The 18,114-nt window shown below is 64.0% G+C and carries 14 protein-coding genes and 4 tRNA genes; 16 read left to right on the top strand and 2 right to left on the bottom strand.

Annotated elements, in window-relative coordinates:
- Positions 1–309 precede the first annotated feature (309 nt).
- The 15 genes from ABE459_RS18500 to ABE459_RS18570 all read left to right on the top strand — a co-directional run bounded on the left by ABE459_RS18500 (position 310) and on the right by ABE459_RS18570 (position 14,108).
- Entirely contained in the window at positions 310–1,314 is a 1,005-nt protein-coding gene (locus ABE459_RS18500; RefSeq protein WP_323833466.1) for an aspartate-semialdehyde dehydrogenase, read from the top strand.
- A gap of 72 nt (positions 1,315–1,386) precedes the next feature.
- Positions 1,387–4,029: a FimV/HubP family polar landmark protein gene (locus tag ABE459_RS18505; protein ID WP_323833468.1), complete on the top strand. Its 2,643-nt coding sequence runs from the start codon at positions 1,387–1,389 to the stop codon at positions 4,027–4,029.
- A gap of 151 nt (positions 4,030–4,180) precedes the next feature.
- Complete coding sequence (truA, locus tag ABE459_RS18510; RefSeq protein ID WP_125463260.1) at positions 4,181–5,035, top strand: tRNA pseudouridine(38-40) synthase TruA; 855 nt, start codon at positions 4,181–4,183, stop codon at positions 5,033–5,035.
- A 60-nt stretch (positions 5,036–5,095) separates the two neighbouring features.
- Complete coding sequence (locus tag ABE459_RS18515; RefSeq protein WP_125463261.1) at positions 5,096–5,716, top strand: phosphoribosylanthranilate isomerase; 621 nt, start codon at positions 5,096–5,098, stop codon at positions 5,714–5,716.
- Between the two features lie 229 nt (positions 5,717–5,945).
- On the top strand, positions 5,946–6,839 hold the full coding sequence (gene accD / locus ABE459_RS18520) for an acetyl-CoA carboxylase, carboxyltransferase subunit beta (protein WP_125857917.1): 894 nt from the start codon (positions 5,946–5,948) through the stop codon (positions 6,837–6,839).
- A complete protein-coding gene (gene folC, locus ABE459_RS18525) occupies positions 6,839–8,146 on the top strand; it encodes a bifunctional tetrahydrofolate synthase/dihydrofolate synthase (RefSeq protein WP_258645642.1) in 1,308 nt (435 codons plus the stop codon). The genes accD and folC overlap by 1 nt, the downstream gene beginning before the upstream one ends.
- Entirely contained in the window at positions 8,130–8,810 is a 681-nt protein-coding gene (locus ABE459_RS18530) for an SPOR domain-containing protein (RefSeq protein ID WP_323833470.1), read from the top strand. The genes folC and ABE459_RS18530 overlap by 17 nt, the downstream gene beginning before the upstream one ends.
- A 334-nt stretch (positions 8,811–9,144) precedes the next feature.
- Positions 9,145–9,699 carry a CvpA family protein gene (locus ABE459_RS18535; RefSeq protein WP_125463266.1) on the top strand — a complete coding sequence of 185 codons (555 nt, stop codon included), beginning with the start codon at positions 9,145–9,147 and terminating at the stop codon, positions 9,697–9,699.
- A gap of 42 nt (positions 9,700–9,741) precedes the next feature.
- Entirely contained in the window at positions 9,742–11,247 is a 1,506-nt protein-coding gene (gene purF, locus ABE459_RS18540; protein ID WP_110995844.1) for an amidophosphoribosyltransferase, read from the top strand.
- Between the two features lie 16 nt (positions 11,248–11,263).
- Positions 11,264–12,475, top strand: a complete 1,212-nt coding sequence (locus ABE459_RS18545; protein ID WP_323833473.1) for an O-succinylhomoserine sulfhydrylase — start codon at positions 11,264–11,266, stop codon at positions 12,473–12,475.
- A complete protein-coding gene (locus ABE459_RS18550; protein ID WP_258706029.1) occupies positions 12,472–13,245 on the top strand; it encodes an SDR family oxidoreductase in 774 nt (257 codons plus the stop codon). The genes ABE459_RS18545 and ABE459_RS18550 overlap by 4 nt, the downstream gene beginning before the upstream one ends.
- A 234-nt stretch (positions 13,246–13,479) precedes the next feature.
- Positions 13,480–13,555 (top strand) — tRNA-Val (locus tag ABE459_RS18555).
- An 80-nt stretch (positions 13,556–13,635) separates the two neighbouring features.
- Positions 13,636–13,712: transfer RNA gene (locus tag ABE459_RS18560), tRNA-Asp, on the top strand.
- Between the two features lie 100 nt (positions 13,713–13,812).
- Positions 13,813–13,889: transfer RNA gene (locus tag ABE459_RS18565), tRNA-Asp, on the top strand.
- Between the two features lie 142 nt (positions 13,890–14,031).
- Positions 14,032–14,108 (top strand) — tRNA-Asp (locus ABE459_RS18570).
- Positions 14,109–14,202: 94 nt separating this feature from the next.
- On the opposite strand, the gene ABE459_RS18575 is transcribed toward ABE459_RS18570, so the two are convergent.
- Positions 14,203–15,753, bottom strand: coding sequence for a methyl-accepting chemotaxis protein (locus tag ABE459_RS18575; RefSeq protein WP_323833475.1), 1,551 nt, complete (start codon positions 15,751–15,753; stop codon positions 14,203–14,205).
- A 244-nt stretch (positions 15,754–15,997) separates the two neighbouring features.
- On the opposite strand from ABE459_RS18575, the gene ABE459_RS18580 reads away from it, so the two are divergent.
- Positions 15,998–16,867 carry a DUF2242 domain-containing protein gene (locus ABE459_RS18580; protein WP_323833477.1) on the top strand — a complete coding sequence of 290 codons (870 nt, stop codon included), beginning with the start codon at positions 15,998–16,000 and terminating at the stop codon, positions 16,865–16,867.
- A 204-nt stretch (positions 16,868–17,071) separates the two neighbouring features.
- Here ABE459_RS18580 and ABE459_RS18585 read toward each other — a convergent pair whose 3' ends face one another.
- A complete protein-coding gene (locus ABE459_RS18585) occupies positions 17,072–18,112 on the bottom strand; it encodes an AraC family transcriptional regulator (protein ID WP_323833479.1) in 1,041 nt (346 codons plus the stop codon).
- Positions 18,113–18,114: the final 2 nt, after the last annotated feature.

The raw sequence follows: 18,114 nt of genomic DNA on the forward strand, positions 1-18,114 counted from the left end.
GCCGAAGGCGCGAGATGTAGACTTGCGCAGCAAGTCGTAGGCCGCGCGGGCCCGGAAGGCACCGGAGCGAGGGGCCCCGGAGCGTAGCGCAGGGGCCGTATGATGGGAGCAGGCGGTTTTGCCTACTTTTTCCAAGAAAAAAGTAGGCCGCCGTAAGGGCGGAAAGGTGACTAAGCGTCGACATCGCAAATGAATGCGCATACATCTATCAAAACCCACACTCTCAAAGCCAAACCTATCTCCCACCCCACAATCCAAGTAAAGTGCCGCTCCCCGCCGTACCCGCTGAACACAGAAGGAACCCCAGCCATGACCACCCCTGTAGATATCGCCGTAGTAGGCGCCACCGGCGCAGTCGGTGAAACCCTCGTGCAGATCCTCGAGGAACTGTCCTTCCCGGTGGCCACCCTGCACCTGCTGGCCAGCATGGAATCGGCGGGCAGCAGCGTCATGTTCGCCGGCAAGAAGCTCAAAGTCCGTGAAGTGGACAGCTTCGACTTCAAGCAAGTGAAACTGGTGTTCTTCGCCGCCAGCCCCGCCGTCAGCCGTAGCTTCGCACCCAAAGCACAGCAAGCCGGCTGCACCGTGATCGACCTGTCCGGCGTGCTGGACGGGGCCGTGGCGCTGGTGCCGGAAGCCAACGCCGAGCGCATCGCCGACCTGTCGCAACCAGCCCTGATCACCAGCCCCTGCGCAGGCGCAGTGGCACTGGCCGTGGCGCTGGCGCCCCTCAAGGGCTTGCTCGACATCGAGCGCGTTCAGGTCAACGCTTGCCTGGCCGTTTCGGCCCAGGGCAGGGAGGCGGTCAGCGAGCTGGCCCGGCAAACCGCCGAGCTGCTCAACGCCCGCCCGCTGGAGCCGCGCTTCTTCGACCGCCAGGTGGCCTTCAACCTGTTGCCGCAGGTCGGCGCACCCGACGAGCAGGGCCATACCGCCGTCGAGCGGCGCCTGGTCAGTGAGCTGCGCCAACTGCTGGGCCTGCCGCAATTGAAGATTTCCGTGTCCTGCATTCAAGTCCCGGTGTTTTTCGGCGATAGCTTCAGTGTGGCGGTGCAGAGCCGTCGCCCGGTCGATCTGGGCGCTGTGAACACCGCACTCGAAGCGGCCGAGAGCATCGAACTGGTAGAGCCAGGCGATTATCCGACCCCGGTAGGTGACGCAGTGGGCCAGGACGTGGTCTATGTTGGTCGTGTACGTCACGGGATAGATGAGGATGAACAGCTCAACCTCTGGCTGACCACCGACAATGTGCGCAAAGGCGCGGCACTCAACGCCGTGCAGGTGGCGCAATTGTTGATTAAACACATGGCGTAAAAGATACTGACCAGCAATTTTGTCCTGCACCACAACAGGGTTTTTGGGACGGTTCTTACAAGGGAAGAGTTCATGCTTCGAATTCGCAAACTGGTACTGGCCATCGCGGCAGCCTCGGCGCTGTCGTCCGGCGTGGCGAATGCCTTGGGGTTGGGGGAGCTGACCCTGAAGTCGGCACAGAACCAGCCACTGGATGCCGAGATCGAACTGCTCGACGTGCGCGACCTCACCGCAACCGAGATGGCGCCAAGCCTGGCGTCGCCGGAGGAGTTCGCCAAGGCCGGGGTGGCTTACCCGACCTACCTCGAAGACCTGACCTTCACCCCCGTGATCAACCCCAATGGCCGCAGCGTGTTGCGCGTCACCTCCAGCAAGGCCTTGCCGGAGCCGGTGGTCAAGTTCCTGGTCCAGGTGATGTGGCCGCAGGGGCGTCTGCTGCGCGACTACAACGTGCTGCTCGACCAGGCCAAGGCCCAGGGCAGCCAGCCGTCCCAGGCCAACATCAACCCAGCGCAAAGCTCCGGCAGCTACACCACCAAGCGCCGTGACACGCTGTGGCAGATTGCCGCGCGCAATACCCAGGGCGGCTCGGTCCAGCAGACCATGCTGGCGATCCAGGCGTTGAACCCGGATGCGTTCATCGGCAACAACATCAACCAGCTCAAGACCGGGCAGGTGCTGCGCCTGCCCGATCAGCAGCAGGTACAGAGCATTGCCCAGGGCGAAGCCAACCGTGAAGTGGCCGAGCAGTACGCCGCCTGGCGTGAAGGCCGACGCCTGGGGCCGCGCGCCCGCCAGCTGGACGCCACCCGCCGTGGCCAGGCCGGTGAGGCTCCGGCGCGTATCGCCCAGGGCGACAACCTGCGCCTGGTGGCCCCCGGCGGCAAAGGCGCCGCTGGCCAGGCCAAGGCACTGAACGACAAGCTTGCCGTGGCCCAGGAAAGCCTGGACACCAGCCGTCGCGACAACGACGAGCTCAAAAGCCGCATGGCCGATCTGCAGAGCCAACTGGACAAGCTGCAGCGGCTGATCGAACTGAAGAACGACCAACTGGCACGCCTTGAAGCTCAAGGTGCGGCACCGCAGGCACAGCCAGGCGAACCTGCCCCCGCGCAGCCAGCCCTCAACGCCCAGTTGACGCCCGCCGAACCTGTGGTGGCGCCAGCACCTGCTGCGGTCGATACCGCGCCGCAAACCACGCCGGCCAGCAGCGAAGCACCTGCTGCCCAAGAGCAAGGCGCACTCGATCAACTGATGGGCAATCCGCTGCTTCTGGGGCTGATCGCCGGCTCGGCGTTCCTCGCCCTGTTGCTGTTGCTGCTGCTTTTGGCGCGCAAGCGCAAAGCCCAGCAGGAAGCTGAAAAGCACCTGCGCATGGCTCGCGCCCTGTCTGAAGAGGGGGACCGTGCCCCGGACCTGGACCTGCCGCCGGACAGCTTCGACGGCCTGGACGTCTCGGCCCCCAGCGTCACTCTGTCGCCTGCAGTAGTCGCCGCCTCGGCAGCTGCGGCAACGGCTGCCGAGATGCCGGCACCTGCGCCAACGCCTGCCGCGCCCGCGGTGGACCCGCGCGCTGCGCTGTTCGCCGAGGTTGATGAGAGCCTGGCCCGTGGTCGCCTGAACCATGCCGCCGACCTGCTGGAAGCCGCCGTCGCTTCCGAGCCGCAGCGCAATGACCTGCGCCTGAAGCTGATGGAAGTGTATGCCCGTCAGGGTGACCAGGATGCCTTTGCTGGCCAGGAGCGCAAGCTGGCGCCGGGCGAGCAGAACCAGGCCGAAGTCGCCTCGCTCAAGGAGCGCTTCCCGGCCATGCTCGGCGTCGCGGCGCTGGCGGCTGGTGCCGCAGCCCTGGCTGCCGAGCTGGACGAACAATACGTCCAGGACCTGTTGCAGGACCCGGCGCCGGCTGCCGTCGAAGCCGAGCCTGAGCCGGCAGTGGAGCCCGAAGCCGTTGCCGAGGCCTTCCCGGAGCCTGAGCCTGAACCGGCCCCGGTTGCTGAAGACGACCTGGACAGTGCCTTCGACTTGAGCCTGGGTGATGACCTGCCGGAAGAAGACCCTCTCGATCTGACAGCGCTGGAAGAGGCGGTGTCGGCTGCCGCGCAGCCTCAGGCCGATGCTGCGCCTGCCGTCAGCGAAACCGATGCCGACGATGATTTTGAAGCCCTGTTGGCCCAAGCCCAGGCTCAGGCCCCGGAGCAGCCGCAGGCCCTCGATGACCTGGCCGATTTTGACCTTGATGTGGGTGAGCCAGAGGCCTCGGCCAGCAGCGAGGAGCCGGCGGTGGATGTGGCGGCCGAGTTGGCGGCCTTCGAAGCCATGCCCGAGTTCGACCCGATTTCCGAACTGGAGCTGCCGGACGACTTCGACCTGTCGCTGTCGCTGGATGACGACTCGCCGGCGGCGCAGAAATTTGCTTCCGAGCTGGACGACGTCAACGCCGAGCTCGACAAGCTGTCGCAAAGCCTCGATGCGCCAGACAATGCGCCACGCTTCACCGCCGAAGACGCCGCCCAGGAGCCGGAACCGCTGGATGACCTGGACTTCGACTTCTTCTCCGGTACCGACGAAGTGGCCACCAAGCTGGACCTGGCGCGTGCCTATATCGACATGGGTGACCATGATGGCGCTCGCGACATCCTCGACGAAGTGGTCAAGGATGGCGATGAGGGCCAGCGCCAGGAAGCCAACGAGATGCTCTCGCGCCTGGTTTGATCGCTGAAACGATCGCGGGGCAATCCCGCTCTCACATGCCCCTCATTGCTGGGCTGTCGTGGGAGCGGGATTGCCCCGCGATCGTTTCGGCCAGCATGCGGTTTACCGCTATACTGCCTGCCTTTTTGTTACATCATCAGGTTTCACGTTCTTGGACATCATCGACAACGCCGCCGCCGAATCAGCGGCCGAAGGCTTCACCCGTATCGCCCTGGGCGTGGAATACAAAGGTTCGCGCTACCGCGGCTGGCAGCGCCAGGCCAGTGGTGTGCCCAGCGTCCAGCAAGCACTCGAGCAGGCGCTGTCGAAGGTGGCCAATGAACCGATCAGCGTGATCTGTGCCGGGCGCACCGACGCCGGGGTGCATGGCTGCGGGCAGATCGTGCATTTCGATACCCAGGCCGTGCGCGATGAACGCGCCTGGACCCTGGGCACCAACTTCAACCTGCCCCACGACATCAGCGTGGTCTGGTCCAGGCCAATGCCTGCGGATTTCCATGCCCGCTTCAAAGCCAATGCGCGGCGCTACCGCTATGTCATCTACAACGACCCGATCCGTCCGGCCCACCTTGCCGAGGAAGTGACCTGGAACCATCGGCCGCTGGATGTCACGCGCATGGCCGAAGCCGCACAGTACCTGCTCGGCACCCATGACTTCAGCGCCTTCCGCGCCAGCCAGTGCCAGGCCAAGTCGCCGGTCAAGCACATCCATCACCTGCGCGTTACCCGCCATGGCCAGATGATCGTGATCGATGTGCGTGCCACCGCCTTCCTCCATCACATGGTGCGCAACATCGCCGGCGTGCTGATGGCCATCGGTACCGGCGAACGCCCGGTGGAATGGGCTCGCGAGGTGCTCGAGGGGCGTGATCGCCGCGCGGCGGGGGTGACCGCGCACCCTTATGGGCTGTACCTGGTGAAGGTGGAGTACCCGCCCGAGTACGAGCTGCCGCAGCGTTACATCGGCCCACACTTTCTCACCGGTTTCGAGGCGTTGCTGGACTGACGGAGCAAAGGTCATTTGCTACCATCGGCGCTTTCATCGATCACTCAAGGTTCGCTGTCCATGAGCAAGGTTCGCAGCAAGATCTGCGGGATTACCCGCATCGAGGACGCCCTCGCCGCTGTCGAGGCCGGCGCCGATGCCATCGGCCTGGTGTTCTATGAAAAAAGCCCGCGTGCCGTGGACGTACGCAAGGCCCGGGCGATCGTCGAGGCCTTGCCGCCCTTCGTGACGACCGTAGGCCTGTTCGTCAATGCCTCGCGCTGCGAGCTGAACGAGATCCTCGAAGTCGTTCAACTGGACCTGCTACAGTTCCACGGCGATGAGAGCCCGGCTGATTGCGAGGGTTACCATCGCCCCTGGATCAAGGCCCTGCGTGTACGGCCCGGCGATGACCTCGAGGCGGCCTGCAAGCACTACGCCGGCGCCCGCGGCATCCTGCTGGACGCTTATGTGCCCGGCATCCCGGGGGGAACCGGCGAAGCGTTCGACTGGTCTTTGATACCGCAACACCTGAGCAAACCGATCATCCTGGCTGGCGGCCTGTCGGCCGATAATGTCGCCGAGGCCATCCGCCAGGTGCGCCCGTACGCGGTGGATGTCAGTGGCGGCGTGGAGCAGGCCAAGGGCATCAAGGATGCCGTGAAGATCGAGGCCTTCATGCAGGCAGTGCGCCAGGCGTGATGGTGGATGTGACGGCTGGCCGCGCGCCATCGTCCATAGGTTTCGCAGCCCGATGCTGCCAGGCCGCGCCTGCAAGGCAGCGGCTCAGGCCATCGGCGTAATTATTGGAGGTGGGGCGGTACATGGCGCAGTCATGGCCGGCCCATCGTCGTTTCAAAGCAGAATTTGAGCTCAAGGGCAGGGTGGGGCAGGCAATGCCTCCCGCCCGCCATTACTGGAGAAAGAAAGCATGAGCAACTGGTTGGTAGACAAACTGATCCCTTCGATCATGCGTTCCGAGGTGAAGAAGAGCTCGGTGCCCGAAGGGCTGTGGCACAAGTGCCCGTCCTGCGAGGCCGTGCTTTACCGTCCGGAGCTGGAAAAGACCCTCGATGTCTGCCCCAAGTGCAACCACCACATGCGCATCGGCGCACGTGCGCGCATCGACATCTTCCTCGACCAGGACGGCCGTGCCGAACTGGGTGCCGACCTGGAACCGGTCGATCGCCTGAAGTTCCGTGACGGCAAGAAGTACAAGGACCGCCTGACCGCTGCCCAGAAGCAGACCGGCGAGAAAGACGCACTGATCTCCATGAGCGGTACCCTGATGGGCATGCCGATCGTGGTCAGCGCCTTCGAATTCTCCTTCATGGGTGGTTCGATGGGTGCCATCGTCGGCGAACGCTTCGTGCGCGCTGCCAACTACGCCCTGGAGAACCGTTGCCCGATGGTGTGCTTCTCCGCCTCCGGTGGTGCGCGCATGCAGGAAGCGCTGATCTCGCTGATGCAGATGGCCAAGACCTCGGCGGTGCTGGCGCGCCTGCGTGAAGAAGGCATCCCGTTCATTTCGGTGCTGACCGACCCGGTCTATGGCGGTGTTTCCGCCAGCCTGGCAATGCTCGGCGACGTGATCGTCGGCGAGCCCAAGGCACTGATCGGTTTCGCCGGCCCGCGGGTCATCGAGCAGACCGTGCGCGAGAAACTGCCAGAAGGCTTCCAGCGCAGCGAGTTCCTGCTGGAGCATGGCGCCATCGACCTGATCATCTCCCGTGACCAGTTGCGTCCGCGCCTGGCCCGCCTGCTGGCCCAGATGACCGGCCAGGCAACCCCGGCAGAAGCCCGTGAGGCGGCTGCGGTAGCGTGATGAGCCAGCGCAACCTGGGCGAGTGGCTCGCCTACCTCGAACAGTTGCACCCTACGGCCATCGACATGGGCCTGGAGCGTTCCCAGCGGGTGCTGGCGCGCCTGCAGTTGGGCAAGCTGGCGCCTCGCGTGGTGACGGTCACCGGCACCAACGGCAAAGGCTCCACCTGTGCTTTCGTGGCCTCGCTGCTGCGCGCCCAGGGGCTCAAGGTCGGGGTTTACAGTTCACCGCACCTGTTGCGTTACAACGAGCGCGTGCTCATCGATGGCGTCGAAGCCAGCGATGAGCAGCTGTGCGAAGCCTTTGTCGCCGTCGAGGCGGCACGCGGCGATACCTCGCTGACCTATTTCGAGATGGGTACCCTGGCGGCGTTCTGGCTGTTCAGCCAGTCGCAACTGGATGCCGTGGTGCTCGAGGTAGGCCTGGGCGGCCGGCTGGATACGGTCAATGTGGTGGATGCCGACATTTCGCTGGTCACCAGTATCGGTGTCGATCATGTCGACTACCTGGGGAACACCCGCGAATTGGTGGCCTTCGAGAAGGCCGGGATCTTCCGCCAGGGCAAACCGGCCCTGTGCGGTGACCTGGATCCGCCGCAACCCTTGTTGGACAAAGCGAGCGAGCTGGCTTGCCCGTTGTTCCTGCGCGGGCGCGACTTCGACCTGGCCAGTACCGACGACCACTGGCATTGGCGCGGCAGCAAGGCCGATGGAACGCAGCTTGAGTTGCGCGACCTGCCGTTGCTCGACCTGCCCATGGAGAACGCAGCGCTGGCCCTGCAGGCTTTTGCGCTGATGGGCCTGCCGTGGGATGAGGCACTGGTTAAGCAGGCGCTGCTGGACACCCGTATCACCGGTCGGCTGGATCGGCGCTCGCTGGTATTCAAGGGCAAGCGCGTTGAGTTGCTGCTGGATGTGGGCCACAACCCGCATGCGGCCGAGTATTTGGCGCGTCGCCTGGCGGCCCGCCCGCCGAAGGGTCGGCGCCTGGCTGTTTTCGGTCTGTTGGCCGACAAGGATCTGCAGGGCGTAATCGAGCCTTTGCAGGGATTGGTCGGGCATTGGGCAGTGGCGCCGCTGGATACGCCGCGCAGCCGCCCGGCTGAGGAACTGGCCAAGGCCTTGACGAACCTCGGTGCGACAGTGAAGTCTCACCCCAGCGTCGATGCTGCCCTGGAAGGGCAGTGCGCCCAGGCGACGGCGGATGACCAGATCCTGCTGTTCGGTTCGTTTTTCTGCGTCGGCGAGGCCCTGGCCTGGCTTGAACGGCAGGCCCCAGAGGATGGAGTAGATGGCAGTGCTGGATAAAGGGATGAAGCAGCGCATGGTCGGTGCGCTGGTGCTGGTGGCGCTGGCGGTGATCTTCCTGCCGATGCTGTTCACCCGCGAGGACGAGATGCGTCAGGTGCGCGTCGAGGCGCCCCAGGCGCCAGCCATGCCGAGCCTGCCTCAGGTGCAGGTCGAGCCGGTGCAGGTGCCGGAGCCGCAACCATTGCCGGAGCAGGTTGATCCAGCGCCGGTGGTGATCGATGAATCGACGGCGCCAGCGACCACGCCAAGCCAGCCTATCGCGCCAGCGCCTCAGGCCCAGGTAGCTGTTGCGCCCAAGCCGCAGACGCCGGTGCCGACGCCAAAGGTTGAAACCCGTCCAGCGCCTGCGTCGGCACCTGCCCCGGCAGTCACGGCGGCGGCGAGCAAGCCGGCCACGCCAGGCAAGATCGACGTCAACGGCCTGCCGGTGAGCTGGTCGATCCAGCTGGCCAGCCTGTCCAACCGCGCCGGTGCCGAAAAGCTGCAGAACACCCTGCGTAGCCAGGGCTACAACGCCTACATCCGTTCGGCCGGTGGTATGAACAGGGTGTATGTGGGGCCGTTGATCGAGCGCGCCGAGGCCGAGCGCGTGCGTGACGTGATCAATCGCCAGCAGAATCTCAAGGGGATTCTGGTGCGCTTCCAGCCGGAGCGCGGCTGAAACCATCGCGGGGCAAGCCCTGAAGGGCTTGTGAGTGCATTGTAGGAGCGGCCTTGTGTCGCGAAAGGGTCGCGAAGCGGCCCCAGTTTTCAGCTACGCAACAAAAATCGCCGGGGCTGCTGCGCAGCCCTTTCGCGGCACAAGGCCGCTCCTACAGAGGGCGTACAAGTTCATTGTGTGGCGATAGGGCCTCGGCAGGCACTACGGCCCGAACGGCAAGGCGCAAAGCTGTCCCTGGAGTCAGCCTGCAGCCCTTCAAACACCTGACATTCCGCTTACCCCAAGCCCTCCGCTCTGGTAAAATGCGCCGCCTCAAACGTCGGCAGGCAGCACCGTGGCATTTACCTGGGTTGATTGGGCGATCATCGCGATCATCGCCGTTTCCTCACTGATCAGTCTTAAGCGCGGCTTCGTCAAGGAAGCTCTGTCTCTGGTCATCTGGATTGTCGCCGGGGCGCTGGCCTGGATGTTCGGTGGCTCGCTCTCGGTCTATCTCGAAAGCTACATCCAGACGCCCTCGATGCGCACCATCGCCGGCTGCGCCATTCTTTTCGTCGCCACCTTGCTGGTGGGGGCAATGCTCAACTTCCTCATCGGCGAGCTGATTCGCGTGACCGGGTTGTCCGGCACCGATCGCTTCCTCGGCACGGCCTTCGGCGCCGCGCGTGGGGCCTTGCTGGTGGTGGTGGCTGTCGGGCTGCTCAGCCTGGGGCCGGTACAACAGGATCCGTGGTGGCAGGAATCACGCCTGATACCACAATTTCTATTGGTAGCCGACTGGTCGAAAAACCTGATTCTCGGGTTCACCGGCCAGTGGATGTCCAGTGGGGTCAGCGCACCCGTTGACCTTCCGTTCAAGGAACAGCTGCTCGGGCCTGCAAAGCCCTGAGCGCTATTCACTCAAGTTTCATCAAAGTAGGGGTTGCGTCGCATGTGTGGCATCGTCGGTATCGTCGGTAAGTCGAACGTCAATCAGGCGCTGTATGACGCGCTTACGGTCCTCCAGCACCGCGGCCAGGACGCTGCCGGTATCGTGACCAGCCATGACGGCCGGTTGTTCCTGCGCAAGGATAATGGCCTGGTGCGCGACGTCTTCCAGCAGCGCCACATGCAGCGCCTGGTCGGCAGCATCGGTATCGGTCATGTGCGTTACCCGACCGCCGGCAGCTCCACCTCGGCCGAGGCCCAGCCGTTCTATGTCAACTCGCCGTACGGCATCACCCTGGCGCACAACGGCAACCTGACCAACGTCGAGCAGCTGGCCAAGGAGATCTACGAGTCCGACCTGCGTCACGTCAACACCAACTCCGACTCCGAAGTGCTGCTGAACGTGTTCGCCCATGAGCTGGCGGTGCGCGGCAAGCTGCAGCCTACCCAGGAAGACGTGTTCGCCGCGGTGTCCCACGTGCACAGCCGCTGCGTCGGCGGTTACGCGGTGGTGGCGATGATCACCGGCTACGGCATCGTCGGTTTCCGTGACCCCAACGGCATCCGTCCGGTGGTGTTCGGCCAGCGTCACACCGACGAAGGCGTCGAATACATGATCGCCTCGGAAAGCGTCGCGCTCGACGTGCTCGGCTTCACCCTGATCCGTGACCTGGCGCCAGGCGAAGCGGTGTACATCACCGAAGAAGGCCAACTGTTCACCCAGCAGTGCGCGAACAACCCCAAGCTGCAGCCGTGCATCTTCGAGCACGTCTACCTGGCCCGCCCGGACTCGATCATCGACGGCGTCTCGGTGTACAAGGCGCGCCTGCGCATGGGCGAGAAACTGGCCGAGAAGATCCAGCGCGAGCGCCCGGACCATGACATCGACGTGGTCATCCCGATCCCGGACACCAGCCGCACCGCCGCGCTGGAGCTGGCCAACCACCTGGGCGTGAAGTTCCGCGAAGGCTTCGTCAAGAACCGCTACATCGGCCGTACCTTCATCATGCCCGGCCAGGCTGCGCGCAAGAAATCGGTGCGCCAGAAGCTCAACGCCATCGAGCTGGAGTTCCGCGGCAAGAACGTGATGCTGGTGGACGACTCGATCGTGCGCGGCACCACCTGCAAGCAGATCATCCAGATGGCTCGCGAAGCCGGCGCCAAGAACGTCTACTTCTGCTCCGCGGCACCTGCGGTGCGCTACCCCAACGTCTACGGCATCGACATGCCGAGCGCTCACGAACTGATCGCCCACAACCGTACCACCGAACAGGTGGCCGAGTTGATCGGCGCCGACTGGCTGATTTACCAGGACCTGCCGGACCTGATCGAATCGGTCGGTGGCGGCAAGATCAAGATCGAGCACTTCGATTGCGCGGTGTTCAACGGTGAGTACGTCACCGGCGACATCGACGACGCCTACCTCGAGCGCATCGAGCAGGCCCGTAACGACCTGGCCAAGGTGAAGACCCAGGCAGTCAGCGCGATCATCGACCTGTACAACAACTGACTTTGGGAGCGACGGCATGACGGATCAATGGGATGCCGGGCGACTGGACAGTGACCTCGAGGGTGTCGGTTTCGACACCCTGGCGGTTCGCGCCGGTCAGCACCGCACACCGGAGGGCGAGCACAGCGAAGCGCTGTTCCTGACCTCCAGCTATGTCTTCCGCACGGCCGCCGACGCCGCCGCGCGTTTTGCCGGCGAGACGCCGGGCAACGTCTATTCGCGCTACACCAACCCGTCCGTACGCGCCTTCGAAGAGCGCCTGGCGGCAATGGAAGGCGCGGAACAGGCCGTGGGTACTTCCACCGGCATGGCGGCGATCCTCGCCGTGGTGATGTCGCTGTGCAGTGCCGGCGACCACGTGCTGGTGTCGCAGAGCGTGTTCGGCTCGACCATCAGCCTGTTCGAGAAGTACTTCAAGCGCTTTGGCTTGCAGGTGGACTATGTGCCGCTGGTCGATCTGAACGGTTGGGAGAAGGCCATCAAGGCCAACACCAAGCTGTTGATCGTCGAGTCGCCGTCCAACCCGCTGGCCGAGCTGGTGGACATCACCGCGCTGGCCGAGATCGCCCATGCCCGTGGTGCCATGCTGGTGGTGGACAACTGCTTCAGCACTCCGGCCTTGCAGCAACCGCTCAAGCTTGGCGCCGACATCGTGTTCCATTCGGCCACCAAGTTCATCGACGGCCAGGGCCGTTGCATGGGCGGCGTGGTTGCCGGGCGCAGCGAACAGATGAAAGAAGTGGTGGGCTTCCTGCGTACCGCCGGCCCGACTCTCAGCCCGTTCAATGCCTGGATCTTCACCAAGGGCCTGGAGACGCTCAAGCTGCGCATGCGTGCCCATTGCGAGAGCGCCCAGCGCCTGGCCGAGTGGCTCGAACAGCAGGACGGTGTGGAGAAGGTGCACTACGCCGGGCTACCGAGCCATCCGCAGCATGAGCTGGCCAAGCGCCAGATGAGCGGTTTCGGCGCGGTGGTCAGCTTCGAGGTCAAGGGTGGCAAAGAGGGCGCTTGGCGCTTCATCGATGCTACTCGGGTGATTTCGATCACCACCAACCTGGGCGACAGCAAGACCACCATTGCCCACCCGGCCACCACCTCCCACGGCCGCTTGTCGGCGCAGGAGCGTGAAGCGGCGGGCATCCGTGACAGCCTGATCCGCGTCGCCGTCGGCCTGGAAGATGTGGCCGACCTGCAAGCCGATCTTGCCCGCGGTCTGGCGGCGCTGTGATCGACTGGAAGGGTGGCGAGCCTGGCCATAACGGCCGGGTGGCCCTGGTCACCGGTGCCGCGCGCGGCATTGGCCTGGGCATCGCCGCCTGGCTGATCTGCGAAGGTTGGCAAGTCGTCCTCAGTGACCTGGACCGCCAGCGTGGCACCCGGGTGGCTAAAGCGCTGGGCGACAATGCCTGGTTCATCAGCATGGATGTTGCAGACGAAGCCCAGGTCAGTGCCGGGGTGTCCGAAGTGCTCGGGCAGTTCGGCCGGCTGGATGCGCTGGTGAGCAATGCGGCCATCGCCAATCCGCACAACCAGACGCTGGAAAGCCTGTCGCTCAGCCAGTGGAATCGTGTGCTGGCGGTCAACCTCAATGGTCCGATGCTGCTGGCCAAGCATTGCGCACCGTACCTGCGCGCCCATGGCGGTGCCATCGTCAACCTGACCTCTACCCGTGCCCGGCAGTCCGAGCCGGATACGGAAGCCTACGCGGCAAGTAAAGGCGGGCTGATGGCACTGACCCACGCCCTGGCGATGAGCCTGGGGCCGGAAATCCGCGTCAATGCCGTCAGCCCCGGCTGGATCGATGCCCGTGACCCGTCGCAGCGTCGAGCCGAGCCCTTGACTGAGGCCGACCATGCCCAGCATCCGGCGGGCAGGGTAGGGACGGTGGAGGACGTGGCGGCCTTGGTGGCATGGTTGCTGTCGCGCCAGGCAGGGTTCGTCACCGGCCAGGAATTCGTGGTCGATGGCGGCATGACCCGCAAGATGATCTACACCTGAGCGACAAGCTATTAGCTTCAAGCTGCAAGAAGGGACCGCGAGGTCCTTTCGTTGTTTTCAGGGTTTCAAAGGGGTGTGCAGGCGACGTGCTTTTTTCTTGCCGCTTGCAGCTTCAAGCTAGCAGCTGCTTTTTCATCTTTTTTAAAAAAAATTCAATGGGGCTATTGACTTAGCATCGGTACCTGCGTAAATTTCGCGGCCTCAGCGAAGCAAACGCAACAAGCAACATCGCGGGGGTGATTAGCTCAGCCGGGAGAGCATCTGCCTTACAAGCAGAGGGTCGGCGGTTCGATCCCGTCATCACCCACCACTTCCTGAGAATGTTTCTGGTACAGGATGCTTCTAACGAAGCTGAAAGTCAGAGAGGAACAGGACGCAAGTCCACACTGCGCGGCGGTAGTTCAGTCGGTTAGAATACCGGCCTGTCACGCCGGGGGTCGCGGGTTCGAGTCCCGTCCGCCGCGCCATTTTTCAGTATCAGATGGGTGCCTGGCACCGGTCTGAAGTCGAAGGCAAATATGCCTGAGGCTGATCCCAGTTTCAATCAGGTGCAAACCTGAACGATACGCAGCGGTAGTTCAGTCGGTTAGAATACCGGCCTGTCACGCCGGGGGTCGCGGGTTCGAGTCCCGTCCGCTGCGCCATCTTGTGTTTTGAACTCCTTGAACAGTTCGAAGCAAAACAAAAAAGGCGATCTCGCATCGCTTTTTTTGTGCCTGGCTTTCGCGTCCAAGACGCTTGAAAGCCTGGATCCCAGTTTCAATCGGGTGAAAGCCCGGGCGATACGCAGCGGTAGTTCAGTCGGTTAGAATACCGGCCTGTCACGCCGGGGGTCGCGGGTTCGAGTCCCGTCCGCTGCGCCATCTTCAGTTCTGAGCCCCTTGAACAGCTCGGAACAACAAAAAAGCGACCTTCAGGTCGCTTTTTTCGTTTTTGGCGGTTGTCAGGTTGCCTCATTCAGAGCCTGAAATTACCGATCAACCCCTTCAGCTCGCCGCCCACCCGCTCCAGTTCGATAGACGCTTCCTCGATTTGCCGGCTGGCATCGAGTGAGTGGCCGGCGACATCGCGCACCCGTTCCACATTACGGCGAATGGCCACCACGACCGTGCTTTGCTGCTCGGTACTGGCGGCAATCTGCTGATTCATGCCTTGGATATCATCAACGCTGGTCGTGATGACCTGCAGGGCCTCGCTCGCCTGATTGGCAAGCTCAACGGTGGTGCTGGCCACGCGGCGGTTGCCTTGCAGGCATTCCACCGCCTGGCGGGCACCGTCCTGCAGGCGGGTGATCAGTGCTTCGATCTCGGCAGTGGAGCGCTGGGTACGCAGGGCGAGACCGCGCACCTCGTCGGCCACCACTGCGAAGCCGCGCCCGGCATCGCCGGCGCGGGCGGCCTCGATGGCCGCGTTCAGGGCCAGCAGGTTGGTCTGCTCGGCCACCGAGCGGATAACTGTCATGATGCTGCTGATCTGTTCGGCAGAGGCGCACAGCTGTTGCACGGCCTCGGTGCTGCTGCTGATGTCACTGGCCAGCTGGGCAACCTGGCTCTGGGTATTGCTGACCACCTGCTGACTGAGTTCGGCCTTGTCAGTGGCCTGGCGGGTCGCCTCGCTGGCCAGCGAACTGTTGTGCGCCACCTCCTGCACGGCGCAGGCCATCTGGCTCATGGCCGCCGCCACCTGGCGAGTTTCGCTCTGCTGGCTGGCGGCACCGCTGCTGGTGCGTTCGATCACGCAAGCCAGGGCCGCCGAGGCCTGTGAAAGCTGCTCGCAGGCCTGGCCGATCCGGCGCAAGATACCGCGCAAATTGGCGCTGCTGCGCTCAAGGGCCTGGAGCAGTTGGCCGAACTCATCGTGGCGTGGGCCAAGGTCACTGGCGCTCAGGTCGCCTTCGCCAATGCGCCGGGCCATGTCCAGTGCCTGTTGCAGGGGGGCGCAGATCTGCCGGATCAGCAGCCAGGCTACCAGGCAGGCCAGCAGCAGTGTGCCGCAGAACACGGCGAGCATCAGGCGCGTGCGTTGGCCGAGCTCGGCGGCACTGACCTGGTTCTGCTGGGTGATGAGCTGGTTGATGTGTTCGATGGCTGCAAGCACTTGCGTGGTGAGTTGTTTGCCCGTGGGGCCGGCCAGTGTCTCGGCGCCTGCTTCGAGGCTGTGCTGCAGGTCGCTCATGTAGTGGTTCATGATCTTGCGTGTGGCGCCAAGATGGGTCTGCGCCTGGGGGGAGGGCATCTGCGTCAGATTCTCGTCGATCAGCCCGTTTACTTTTCGGTAGGCGTGGCGCAGGTTTTCCAGCTCTGCATGTTCACCGTTCAGCGCATAGGCCATCTGTGTGGCGCGGATGTCGTTGAGGTTGTCGAGAATGTAGTTGACCGAGACCAGGCGTTCAGCCCGATGGGTCAGGGTGCCGAGGGTGAAGATCGCGGTCAGGACGAGGAGGGCTGCCAGCAAGACCAGTGGGGAGAGGCTAAGCAAGAGTTTCAGGCGGACCGGCAGATTCTTCATCAGCGATTTCCTTGGGCATTCGAACGGGCGAATGAGTCTAGCGAGGGAATTTCCTTGTCTGGTTAGGAGGTTCTTGTGACTGGCGTACGAAAAATCGCTAATTATCGCGAGAAAGTTCCCAGCGCTTTGGTCGGCGTCATCCACGCCTTTACATGAACCTTGCGCAATGTTGGCCCTTTCAAGGTTTCGGTGGCTTGTGGATGTGTTGCACAATAGGCACCGTTCGATTTACCCGGAATTCACGATGTCCAGATCATCCGTCTACGGTGCGCTCGGGCTGGCCCTTGTGCTGGCGGGCGTATCCGGTTGCTCCTCGAAGAAGGCTACCGTGTACGAGCACGAGAACTTCGACGACTCGGGCACCTTCTCACGCAGTTTCCCGGTCAGCGAAGCGGGCTCCTGCGAAGCTGCCCGGCGTGCGCTGCTCAGCCAGGGCTACATCATCACCAGCAGCGATGCCAACCAGGTGGCCGGCAACAAGAGTTTTCAGCAGAGCGCCGAAAACCACATGCAGATCAGCTTCAACATCACCTGCGTGCCGGACATGAGCGACAAGCAGCGTTCGACCATGTTCGCCAACGCCCTGCAGGACCGCTACACCCTGAAAAAATCCAACACCTCTGCCAGCTTGGGGGTCGGGGTGCTGGGCTCGGTGTCGATGCCGATCGGCTCCAGCGACGACTCGATGGTCAAGGTCGCCAGCGAGACAGTGGCCGCGCCACAGTTCTACGAGCGTTATTTCGCCTTGGTGGAGGGCTACCTGCCGAAGCCGAAAAAGGTGAAAAAGGCCGATACCCCTGCCGAGCCGCCGAAAGTGGAGCAACCAGCGCCAGCCTTGGGGCTGCCCGAGCCTGCGCCAACTTCGCTGGCACCCGCCCAGCCAGAGGCGGCGCCGCTGGCGGCAAGCGCCCCGGTGGCCGCGTCTGCCGCAGCCCAGGCCAGCGCACCTGTCGCGCCTGAGCCAGCCCCTGCCGTGCCCGTTCACGAAGCGCCGGCAGCTCCGGTGGTGGATGACAGCCACGGTTCGCAACCGGTTGCACCGCCCGTCGAGGCGGCCCCGATCCAGGCCCTGCAGCAGCCTGCGCAGAGCGAAGCGGCACCGGCTTCGCCGTGAGCGGTCGCTAACTTCCCGCAGGCCTGCTACGTTTACCGTTCATGGGGCTGTAATGGTTCTGTCATCCGACCCGCTTAGGGTGGCAGTGGATCCCATGAACGAAGAACGAGGAAGCAGGCAGATGGACGACTACCAGGAAGAATTGCTCGAATTCCAGGCTTATGAACTGGATGTGCCTGAGCCGGCGGACGACGCCACCGAGCTTTAACCCACCTGCCGCTGATGGCGGCGATACTCCCCCGGCGTTACGCCCGTCCAGCGCTTGAATGCGCGCTGGAAGGCTTCGGCCGATGCAAACCCCAGCAGATAGGCGATTTCGCCGAAGGCCAGCTCCGTGTCGCGGATGTAGGTCTCGGCCAGGTCGCGGCGTGTATCGTTGAGCAGGTTGCGATAGCGCGTGCCTTCTTCGGCGAGTTTGCGCCGCAGGGTCCAGGTGGGCATCTGCAGGTGCTGCGCCACTTCCTCCAGATCCGGTTCGCGGCCGCCATTGAGCAGCGGCCCCAGCAGGTGGGTGATACGTTCGCCCAGGCTGCGTACCCGGGTGCGCTGGGCCAGTTCCGTTTCGCACAGCTGCAACAGGTGCTGCCAGGTGCTCGGGCAGTGTTGCGGGTTGGCCAGGGCCAGGGTGGCCTGGCCCAGGCGTAACTGGTTGGCTGCGGCGCCAAACTGCACGGTGGTGCTGCACAGACGCTGGTATTGATCGGCATAAGCCGGCGCTTCGAACTCGATCTCCAGCCGTTCGGCCTGGATCGGCCTGCCGGCCAGGCTCGACAGCTGCGCCAGCCAGCCGCCGAGCAGCGAGTCGACCACGAAGCGGTTGTAGGCGTTGTACGGGCTGATGGAGTAGAAGCGCAGCCAGGCGCCTTGTTGGTCTTCATGAAAGCTCGACTGGCCACGGTAGTTGGCGGCATACAGCGGCTCGAAGCGCAGCAGCGTACGCGCGGCCTCGCCGAGGGTCGGCGCCTGGGCGGCGGTGACGCCGGCCAACCCGGCCTGGGCCAGGCGGCTGAGCTGGCCCATGTGCAAACCCAGGGCAGGCTCAGCGCTCAAGGCAATGGCGGCGTGGCCCAGGTGCATGTAGCGCGGAATCGACAGGCGCGCCCCGGGTTCGGCCAGGCGCCGATTATCCAGCCCATAACGCAGCAGCAGTGGCTGCGGATCGTGGCCGAGCTGGCCGAGCGCTTCGGCCAGGGGCTGGACGAAGCCTACCGACAACTCGCCCAGGCGCACGCGCTGACGGGGCATGG

The organism is Pseudomonas sp. TWI923, assembly GCF_039673365.1.
Classification (GTDB): domain Bacteria; phylum Pseudomonadota; class Gammaproteobacteria; order Pseudomonadales; family Pseudomonadaceae; genus Aquipseudomonas; species Aquipseudomonas sichuanensis.